The sequence below is a fragment of the Tenacibaculum geojense genome (assembly GCF_042676005.1).
GTDB classification, from domain to species: Bacteria; Bacteroidota; Bacteroidia; order Flavobacteriales; family Flavobacteriaceae; genus Polaribacter; species Polaribacter geojense.
Genome location: NZ_JBHTJR010000027.1, coordinates 1 through 10,052, shown reverse-complemented (window position 1 = coordinate 10,052; position 10,052 = coordinate 1). Strand labels below are relative to the sequence as shown.

Below are 10,052 nucleotides of genomic sequence, written 5' to 3'. Positions count from 1 at the left end.
AAAAGTCAATAGTATTATTATTCCAAATATTATTTTTCTCATAGATGTTGGTTTTGCTTGTTGCTAACGGACTTGTGTATGGAAAGTAGCGTACAAAAAGACACTAACTTTTCGGATTAATACAGAGCCGAATTTTTATATTTTGTTTTTAATTTTCTCTTTTAAAAGCCAAATTAAAAATTTGGCGGACTTTCTAAATATATACAAACCTTTCGGTTAAACACTTATTAGCTATGTTTTATACACCGTGTTATGCACTTTTATATTTCGTATTTGGACCAGTCGAACCCTCTTTCATGTAACGCAAAAAAGTCAGTTGGTAATTCCAAGTTTATTGATTTCAACGAGTTTTGAAGTACTGTTTTATCAGATTTTGACAATTTTGAGTCTTTAAATTCAATAGATTTTTCATTATAATGTATGTATAATATGTTTTTAACATTAAATTCTATAGAAAATTCAAATTCTACCGAACCGCCCCAGTAATCACTACGATAATAGATGATTGGGCAGTTATGTTTATTATAGAGGTTTTGAAGAAAATGGAAGATTTTAATTTGGTTTTCTCCAATTTCAAAATCAATTTCATCTTTTAGTTTTTCTACAATCGTGACTAGTTTTTTATCACTTTCAGTCTTAAAGTCAAAATTATTCCAAAATTCGTATTTCGAATAGTCATTATCATATCCAGTTTTATATTCTTTAGGAATGATTGCTAAAATCCCATTTTCGGGTAAATCATGTTTTAAATGTCTAAAATCTTTATTTTTATCAAATATCATGAAGTTTTTTGACCATTCAGATGTAATTCCTCTGAAGTCATTTATATGATAAATTCCATATTCATTTAAGAAACCTCTATTTTCTTTGATTTCCTGTATTAAATCTTTATTTGGAATAGTATATATGTTATCAGCTGTCCAGCTCATTTTTTAGGGTTAATTGTGCATAACGGCTTCGTATAACCCGTCAGTTATCGGGCTAAAATAGCCAAAAGTTTTTAGTTATTCACTAGCTTAAGCAATTCTGAGTGGATTCGGACGTAGTCGAATCCGCCGTAATTGCGGTTATACATTGTTGTGCGCTGGCTTTTTCCATTAATAATTCGGATTATTTTGATAAATCAGCATAAACTTGGTTTAATTTTTCAAACTTTAATTTACTAAAATTATCATTCGGTAACCACAGAGTTCCGTCCAATTTATATAAAATTGAAAAATCTTCGCTATCCAAATATTTTTTCAAGACTGCTTGAGCATTTTTTCGGTCAACCGATACTGTCTTTTTATATTTTTCATAATATTTTTTTCTATTTTCCATATCATTTGGTACCGCTGTAATTATCAGTTTGTCAATGTCCGTTTGAGCAAAAGTTTGAAAAGCCACGTAAACAATGTCTCTTTTTACAATTTCCTCTTTTACATTTTCCAAATCCGCTTCGAGAATTGGTTTTGAAACTTGTATGTGTAATTTGGATTTGTCTTCTGAAATGAATTTCAACGAACCATTTTCTTCATAATAATCGGAAGCATCTGCAAGCATTTCTCTAACACTCTTGAATTGAGGAAGAGTCTGTTCCGTTTCAGCAGTTTCGTTTTTATCCGATTTCGTTTCTGTTTTACATCCGATTAACATTGTAATCGACAGTAACAATAATAAAATTTTGTTCATTTTTTAATTGGTTTTTCGTTTTCAGCTTGTGCACAACGTCTCGTATAAGAAACGAAGGGCAGGTGATAAGCGATACGTTTCGGATTGGTACTAAGCCAAATATAAATATTTTGCTTTTATCTTTTTTCTTGTAAACGCCAAATTTTATATTTAGCGACTTAGCAAATAAACACAGACCATTCGGTTAAAACCAAAAGCCCTTTGTTTTCTTATACATTGTTGTGTTTTCGTTATTTTTGTAACCATTCAAGATGTGTGTATTCCTCTTTTAGGGATTGATTTTTATTTCCTTTATATCCAGCGTCCATAAACATATTTTGAATTTCGTCGAAATCAAGGACTTTAAAATCAGTCAAATCATTACCTATTTCTGGATATTCAAATCCCTTTTCAGTTGAGTATTTATTTCCTAAATTTCTTTCCATTATAATCCTATGCGGTTCATAATAGGATTTTTGATAGATATCTCTTTCTATTTTTCCACCTTTTATTTTCAAAAATCTTGCATCACCGGTCGTTGTTTGTTCGTATCCAAAAATTACGTCCGTTAGAAATTCAGTTGATACTTTTTTAAGGAAAATATCGTGTTCTTCTGGACCATCATAAAAATCAAATATTATTTCAATCCAGTTTGTTAGATAAGAATCAAATAAAATAATGGAATAGTTCTCTCTATCTAAAAACAATGTTTGATTCTCATGGTCTAATAGTCGAACTCGACCTATCGAATAATAATTTTTAAATAAATTTATTAAGTCTGATTTATTTATATTCTTAATTAATGTTCGATTTAGAGTACCCATTTTATTTAATGAAACACAACGATTTTGCTAAGCATACGTTTTAATGGTGCTTAGGTTTTGTTGTGTGCTGTAATATACAAAAAAGTGCCTATAGTTAAAGGAACTTTTTATTATTTACAGAAACAGTAGTAAAGTCGCTACATAAAGCAGTTCAGAGTATTTATATTTATTTTAATAATGATTTTTATATAACAGAAGGTATAAAACTTGTTATTAAAATAATGGGTTTATTAGCTATTGTTTTTAAGATCAGATTTTTAAATCAAATTTTCAGTTTATTTTGACTTGATTTTGTCAAAATTAAACAGTAAATTAGTCAATGTTTTTACGAATGCTTTCGTATTTGAGAATGAATTCTCACACGATCTCATCGCAAACATTGCCGCACTGAAATTATCATTTCAATCCGTTTACTGATAAATCAGAGCTTAAAGTCCTTAAACTTTTATATCCCATATAAATACTCAGAAAACCAAAAGACTGAAACTATTGCTCACAACGTTCTGGCTATGAAGTGTAGGAACGGTTTGGTTGGTTAGGCCTATGCTTTATAGCCATTGTTGGGTACAGTATTTAATCTTTTAAATGGTGTTTTTCCATTTTTTCATAATAATTACTGTTGTATTCATATTGTTTTCCTTCAACTTCTATTTCAAGATAATGACCATGCATCCCACCTCCATTGTAACTCTTTGAATTGCCACTTAGTACAATACCTCCCCAACCTCCACAATGAGCCCATGTACATAGAACAATTTTTAATTCATACACATTAAAATTTGAATATGCATCATTAATCAATGAAATCTTAAATCTATTTCTGGAAAAGTCATACAGGTTGACACCGTCAATAAGCAAGTATGAAATCGTATCTTCAAAGCCATTATAATTCTCCAAGTCAATCATTTTTATTTCCGATTCTAATTGAGCCTTTTCATAAGAGTCTAATTTGTTATGTCGTATAATAATTTCTCTTGCTAGGGCTGGTGAAATCTGGATTGATATAATTGGTTTGTATCCACTTTCGATAAAGTTTATAATGGTGTTTGTGAAATCATTACTTTCTATTTCTTGATCTGAATAATATTCCACTAAATCATTTGGGATTGGAATGTTAATTTCCTGACTTAATTTTTCAAACATTGATCTTGAAATTATTACCTTTTCTCTATTCATAATTTTCTACAATGATTATCTACTAATTTTAATATCGTTGGCAATCTATAGTTACCATGCATTTGATTAATTCTGTCTGAAGCTAATTCTAAATCAATTCCTTTCGCTGTTATGTATAAAGGTTTTTTACTTTCCCCTCTATATACTTTTTTCGCAAGTTTATTGATTTTAGCAAAATTATTCTTTGCTACTCCAATTACTGGAATTAATGAATTTAAGTGGTCAAACAAATACCCTCCCAAACCTAATTTACCATCATCATCCAAAATCACAAAACCATCAATAACTATTGTATCTATTTCTGGGTTTAGTTCAATTAGGTTTAATATACTAATTAAGCAGGGTAATTCACGCTTGTAAAATGAACCGCTTTCATACTCTTGTACACCACTAATAGTTTCAGATAGTTCGAACTGAACTTCATTACTTGACCAATCTGAAATACCAATACATGAAGTTTGGGCTTTATTATCAAAATAATATGTGTCAAAACAGTAAATCATCTATTGTACCCAACGTATTTGTGTATGATTTTTTGCGGGAAAAGGACGCGAGTTCTTTTCCGATGTTGCGGAAAGATAATTAATAAGATTGAATTTCCGGCGAGGAAATTCAGCCGCAATTAATTATACACCTTGTTGTACAACGTATTTATATTTTTCGTTTCAATTTTTTAAAACAACTATTGCATTCAAATAGTTTTCCAAAATCAGCAACAATTTTTCTAGCTATATTTTTATTAAAAACAGGAACAAAACAGCTTATATAATCGTATTGTTTAGATTTAAAAAATAGCTCAATGTATAATTCAGTTTCCTTTGGGATAAATTTTTGTTTAGATTCTACACTCTCATATTTTTCATAATCAATTTCAATATACAATGTTTCTAGCAACTTATAACTTTTTAAAATTTTAATTATGATTTCATTTATTTCTTTATTTGATTCTATATCTACACAAGGATTCATTTCAGGATTATCAACAGTTGAATCTTTAATTATAGCTACAAAAAAGTCAGAACTGGGCAATAAAAAAGTAGTGTTTAATGATTCAGAAGAATTCAGAATATCAGTTTTAATCTTTTCGTATTCTAACTTTTTCTGAGAATAACAATTACCAAAAAATAAGGTGAAAAATATTAAACTATTTAAAAATTTCATTTTAGTTCTATATGTTGTACAACGGCTTCGTATAACCCGTCAGTTATCGGGCTAATTTAGCCAAAAGTTTTTAGTTATTTACTAGCTTGAGCAATTTTGAGTGGATTCGGACGTAGTCGAATCCGACGTAATTGCGGTTATACATTGTTGCCAGTAGTATTTTTTATTTACAAACATTCTTTCTTCCAATTTCTACAATTTCTTCGATTCCAAATTTGTCAAAGCGTTCAAGTAAAGCACTCGCTCCATTCTTTTTCTTAAACTCCAGTTCTTCTTTGTATATCGGAATTAGCGTATAAATGTCAACCGCTTTTCCATTTTCTAATTCTATTTGAGTAAAATCGTCGGACAATTCAATTGAATAAGCCAACATTATAGAATTAAAGCCAATTCCTTCTGCAAATTCCTCACCTTCTTCGTGTCCGTAAGTGTGTCCATATCCAAACCAGGTTTTATTCTCGTGAGGTGACATCATAATTTCTTTCATAATCCTAATTGGCCAATAGTTTTTTTCATCGCTGAAAGATTCATATTCCAAATTCCACTCTTTTGGAAGTAAAATCATAATTTCAACAAATTCTGATGATTCAATATCTTCCGGAATTGTCATTGGTAAAGCACTCATTCCATAACTCAATAAAATATGATATGGTCTGTCGTCTGTTGCCTTGATGAAGTAAATATCTCGATGGATTGTTTTAGATTCTATTTCGTCAAATACTTTGATGTCGGCATCTTTGTCAAAAAATTGGTCTAAATGATTGTCAACTATTTCAAGACTATTTGGGACATTTTTATTCATTTTTTTCTCTGTATTTTGGGAATGAGCGAAAGTTGAAATTAGAATTAGCAATATTGTTTTACAGTTGATAATTTTCGTTCGATTTCGGTTTCTCAATATTACTGGCAACGGTAACGTATAAGAATAGTAGCGGTGTTTTACGTACTTACTTTTCAGTTTGTTACTGTCGTTTGATTTATAAATTTCACTTTCGTTTTAGCGATTAAACCACTATTATTTTTATACAATGTTGGCAACTGGGCGTTATTCATTTCGTGATTCAAATTCCAATTCAGTCCAGAATTCGCTGTAAAAATTCTTTTTTTCCAAAAGTTTTTCGTGATTCCCAAAGTCAGATATAATTCCGTTTTCCAAAACATAAATACGGTCAGCAATTTTAGGCAAGGAATGTAGTCTGTGCGAAATAAAAATTATTGTCAATTCAGATTTTAATTTATTCAATAAATCCAAAACAAACTGTTCTGTTTTTCTGTCCATTGCAGAAGTAAACTCGTCTAATAACAACACTTTTGGTTTTTTGTACAAAGCTCTCATTAAGGCAATTACTTGTTTTTGACCTCCTGAAAGATTAATTCCTGCTTCTCCCAAAATAGTGGCGTAACTTTGTGGTAATGTGTTGATAAATGTTTCAAAACCATACTCTTGACAAAACTTAATTATACTTTCGGGCTTATCTTCTTGACCTAAAAGTATGTTTGTAATGACATTACCACCAAAAATAGTAACATCTTGTGGTACAACACCTAAAATAGTTCGCCAGTTTTCGGTATCTAACTCTGTAAGATTAGTTTCATTATTGACTATTATCATCCCATTTTCAAAGGGATAAAATTTTTGTAGAATTTGTCCTAATGTGCTTTTTCCGCTACCACTTTCCCCAACTATGGCAATACATTCGTTTTTAGTTACTTTAATATTAATATCTTTTAATAACTGACTTCTACCTGCAAAACGAAAGGAAAGGTTTTTGATTTCTATGGAATTAAAATCTGAAATTTCCGTTGTTCCGTTTTGTTCTTTATCCATTGATGCAAACTCATACATACGGTTAAATGCTACCTTGGCTTCATTGATTGGAATGGTTATTAAAGCCAAACTTGCAACTGACGGCAATAAACTCCCTGTAATACCAAGTATTGCCATAAGTTCGCCTAATTGCATTGTTTCGTTATACACTTGAATAGATGTGTAAACCAAAATACCCATTAAGAATAATACACTAAACACACCTGAAAAAATCGATAAGCGCACATTTATTTTGCCAAGATTAAAGGCTTTTTCTTGAAAATTACCATAAATAACTTGGTTGATTTTTTGAAATATGGTTTGTCTATTATTGTTTTTTATTGTGGCTATACCTTGCATTGAGGTTATGTAATTACTCTCACTAAAGGCGTAACCTTGCATCACTTCTTTTTGTGCATTGATAATACGTTTATTAAAACTATAAATAAGTACAAAATAAAAAGGTAAGCTGATAAAGGCAATTAATCCTGTTTGCCAAGAATAATAAAACAAAAACCCTAATGAAACAATGGTTACTAATGCATTGATAACGACATTACCAACTATCTGTTTTATTACTCGTTGTACTCGTTGCGTATCGTTTAAACGAGCAACGAGTTCGCCAATTTTACGAGTATCGAAAAAGGGTTTTGGCAGATTAAGTAAAGATGAATAAAAACTGTCGACAATTCGATTGTTAAAGTCTTTTGTTTGCCGAATAAGGAAATAATCACGTAACGCTGTAAACAATACCCTAACCAATAGCAAAAAGGCTACAAGTGAAATGCCTGTAATAAGTTTATTAAAGTCTTTTGAGGGTAATATATCATCGATTAATTTTTGTGAGAATATTGCCATTGCCATACCCAAAATAGCAATACCTAGACCCAACAACACACTAAAAGAAATTAAACGATAATCTTCTTTGAGCAGTTTTAAAAACCATTGTTTCTTGTTTTTATTTTGAGTCTCGGTTTTTACAAAGTTTTCATTTGGTGAAAGCGTTAGGCAGGTTTTAGATTTCCAAATTTGTTCTAATTGCTCTTTAGTATAGCTAGTTATGCCTTTTGCAGGGTCGCCAATGATAAATTTATCATTATCATAGCCATAACAGATTACATAATGTTGCAAACGCTCTTCAATAACAACGTGTAATATTAACGGTTCTTTATGGTCTATTACCGCTTGTATATCTGCTTCGTTACCTTGTGCGGAAAAGCCTATTTTATTGGCAGCTTGATATAAACCTAAAAGGGTAGTGCCTTGTTTTGTTGTACCGCTTAACTCTCGTAATTTTTCTAAATTGTTTGAGCCACCATAGTATTGAATTAAAGATAACAAACACGCAACACCACAATCAGATTGGTCGTGCTGTTGTGTGAAGGTTTGTTTTAAGTGTTTTTGAGATAGGTTGATTGTTTTAGTCATTTTCTTTTAATACTCCTAAAATGCCATTGGCGTTGAGCTGTCCTTTATGTTTTTTGATGAGTTTTTGATTTTGGTCGTAGATTAAGAGGTAAGGAATGCTGTTAGCATCAAATCGACTAGAAAAAGTACTATTGCTATCATATAAAAAGGTAATATTTTGCTGATTGTTAAGGTTGTATTGTTCTGAAAATTTTTTAATTGTTGCTATAGGTTCTGTAGATACGAAAATGAATTGCCCATTTTTAAAACTGTTTAAATTATCGCTAATGCTTTGGGCTTCGTGTTGGCAGAAATCGCATTCGCTATTAAAATAAATGAAAATGGAATTTGTTTTTGGTTTTAGGTTGGCTTTGGTAAATGGTTTTTGCTCTAAAGTTAAAAACTCAAACTCTGGAATTATTTCTAATTGCTTAGCTATTTTGTTTTTTTCTTTGGCTTTTGAAATGACGTTGAAACCTAAATAAGATAATAACCCTATAACCACAATTACAACAAGAATTAAGATTGACTTTTTACGCATATCTAACTCATATTTAAAGTAAAGAACATTACACCAACCACCCAAATTAAAAGACTAACACCATAACTACTCGCTACTATTGAAAAGCCTTTGTCTGTATTTTCATTGAGTTCTTTGCCAATTAAATATGCTAAGATGAACCAATAGACTAACTCAAATAAATTAAGTACTTGAAACGGATAAATAAACCACGGTTGTAAACCCTCATAACCTATAATGTTTAAGGCTGACAATGGATAGAAGTATTGTAAATCTTCTAAATTATAGTCTGTTTGGAAGAAGTAAAACCAAACAGTTTTAAAAACTATAACTAACAAAAAGATAAATTCTGCTTTTACAACGATGTTAAAGAGTTTTTTGTATTTGATTTCTTTACCAAAAAAGAAACAACCTGCGTCTAAAATTGCTGTTATGATTGAGATTTTTATTATAAGCACTAAAGGTTTTATGACATAGCCTAACCATATCCATTTTTCTTTAAAATCTAAAAACTCTAATATTTGTCTTTCGGTTAATTCGCTTGATAATGAATTGACGAATAATAAATCTGTTTTTAAAATGTATCTTGATAACCATTCAAGTAATATTATCAAAATTGTTAAAAGCACAAAATTTTTCATTAAAGGAATAATATTATTAGTGTTGCGATAAAAAAGTAGAGCCCTAGTGCAATACGGTTTTTATTGGGTAAGCTTTTAATGATAAACGATAAAATTGATTTATCTAAATCTATTTCCTCATCACTTTGTTGTGTTTTAAATAATAGATGAGTAAAAACTATTACCAATGGTATCAGTAGTAGAGTGTTTATTTTAAATGTATATAAAGCAATTATTAATAAATACAAAATTACAGATAAATACTTTTCTCCCTTATTTTTATAAAAATTTGAAAAAAAATATACTATACTATAGGATAGAAAAAAAGAGATAAAATAAATCAATGCATCTACAATTATATTTCCAGTGCCTCCTCTTATAAATCCGTTGTATGAAAGTAGTACCGCTGTAAGCGGTACTACATACAAGTTTACTAAAACTGCAAATTTATTAGTCATAATTATTCTAATAAAGTTGCAATTCCACATCCAATTCCAGCTATACCGAAAGAAGTCCCATAAGCAGCAGCAAGACCACCAATAAGTCCCGTAATAGGATTAGTTAATGCTACTACAGCTAATACACCACCTGCGATAGACATCCACGCACCTGCGTCTCCACAGTCACCTGCGTGTACTTGTTCCATTTGATTTAATTCTAATGATTTCATAAAATTTTGTTTTTAAGTTACACCATTCAAAGTTAAAAATTAGGTTTAGAAATTGTGAATGGCACTAACAATTTCTTTGCCTTTTTGTTTGTCACGTCTGGGTGGTCAGCCCTTTTTTAACCGTTGTTGCTTTTTCAGCCTTGTTGCCAACGGACTTGTGTATGAAACGTAGCGTGCAAAAAGACACTAACTTTTCGGATTAACACAGAGCCGAATT

The 10,052-nt window shown here is 30.4% G+C and carries 12 protein-coding genes; all 12 read right to left on the bottom strand.

What is annotated here, in order from left to right; translation table 11 throughout:
* Positions 1-260: 260 nt before the first annotated feature.
* Positions 261-929 (bottom strand): hypothetical protein, encoded by a 669-nt coding sequence (locus tag ACFQ1U_RS05130; protein WP_386106012.1) that lies wholly within the window; start codon positions 927-929, stop codon positions 261-263.
* A 181-nt stretch (positions 930-1,110) separates the two neighbouring features.
* The gene (locus ACFQ1U_RS05125; protein WP_386106010.1) at positions 1,111-1,671 is read right to left on the bottom strand and encodes a hypothetical protein; all 561 of its coding nucleotides are present in this window, start codon (positions 1,669-1,671) and stop codon (positions 1,111-1,113) included.
* 230 nt (positions 1,672-1,901) lie between these two features.
* A complete protein-coding gene (locus tag ACFQ1U_RS05120; protein ID WP_386106008.1) occupies positions 1,902-2,357 on the bottom strand; it encodes a hypothetical protein in 456 nt (151 codons plus the stop codon).
* A 690-nt stretch (positions 2,358-3,047) separates the two neighbouring features.
* Positions 3,048-3,566 (bottom strand): hypothetical protein, encoded by a 519-nt coding sequence (locus tag ACFQ1U_RS05115; RefSeq protein ID WP_386106006.1) that lies wholly within the window; start codon positions 3,564-3,566, stop codon positions 3,048-3,050.
* An 80-nt stretch (positions 3,567-3,646) separates the two neighbouring features.
* Positions 3,647-4,153, bottom strand: coding sequence for an endonuclease V (locus tag ACFQ1U_RS05110; protein WP_386106004.1), 507 nt, complete (start codon positions 4,151-4,153; stop codon positions 3,647-3,649).
* 148 nt (positions 4,154-4,301) lie between these two features.
* Positions 4,302-4,811, bottom strand: coding sequence for a hypothetical protein (locus tag ACFQ1U_RS05105; RefSeq protein WP_386106002.1), 510 nt, complete (start codon positions 4,809-4,811; stop codon positions 4,302-4,304).
* Positions 4,812-4,974: 163 nt separating this feature from the next.
* Positions 4,975-5,613: a suppressor of fused domain protein gene (locus ACFQ1U_RS05100; protein ID WP_386106000.1), complete on the bottom strand. Its 639-nt coding sequence runs from the start codon at positions 5,611-5,613 to the stop codon at positions 4,975-4,977.
* 243 nt (positions 5,614-5,856) lie between these two features.
* Positions 5,857-8,046 carry a peptidase domain-containing ABC transporter gene (locus tag ACFQ1U_RS05095; protein ID WP_386105998.1) on the bottom strand — a complete coding sequence of 730 codons (2,190 nt, stop codon included), beginning with the start codon at positions 8,044-8,046 and terminating at the stop codon, positions 5,857-5,859.
* A complete protein-coding gene (locus ACFQ1U_RS05090) occupies positions 8,039-8,566 on the bottom strand; it encodes a peroxiredoxin family protein (protein ID WP_386105996.1) in 528 nt (175 codons plus the stop codon). The genes ACFQ1U_RS05095 and ACFQ1U_RS05090 overlap by 8 nt, the downstream gene beginning before the upstream one ends.
* A gap of 2 nt (positions 8,567-8,568) precedes the next feature.
* Complete coding sequence (locus tag ACFQ1U_RS05085) at positions 8,569-9,159, bottom strand: hypothetical protein (protein WP_386105994.1); 591 nt, start codon at positions 9,157-9,159, stop codon at positions 8,569-8,571.
* A gap of 26 nt (positions 9,160-9,185) precedes the next feature.
* Positions 9,186-9,623, bottom strand: coding sequence for a hypothetical protein (locus tag ACFQ1U_RS05080; RefSeq protein WP_386105992.1), 438 nt, complete (start codon positions 9,621-9,623; stop codon positions 9,186-9,188).
* Positions 9,624-9,625: 2 nt separating this feature from the next.
* Positions 9,626-9,835 carry a hypothetical protein gene (locus ACFQ1U_RS05075; RefSeq protein WP_386105990.1) on the bottom strand — a complete coding sequence of 70 codons (210 nt, stop codon included), beginning with the start codon at positions 9,833-9,835 and terminating at the stop codon, positions 9,626-9,628.
* Between the last annotated feature and the right edge of the window lie 217 nt (positions 9,836-10,052).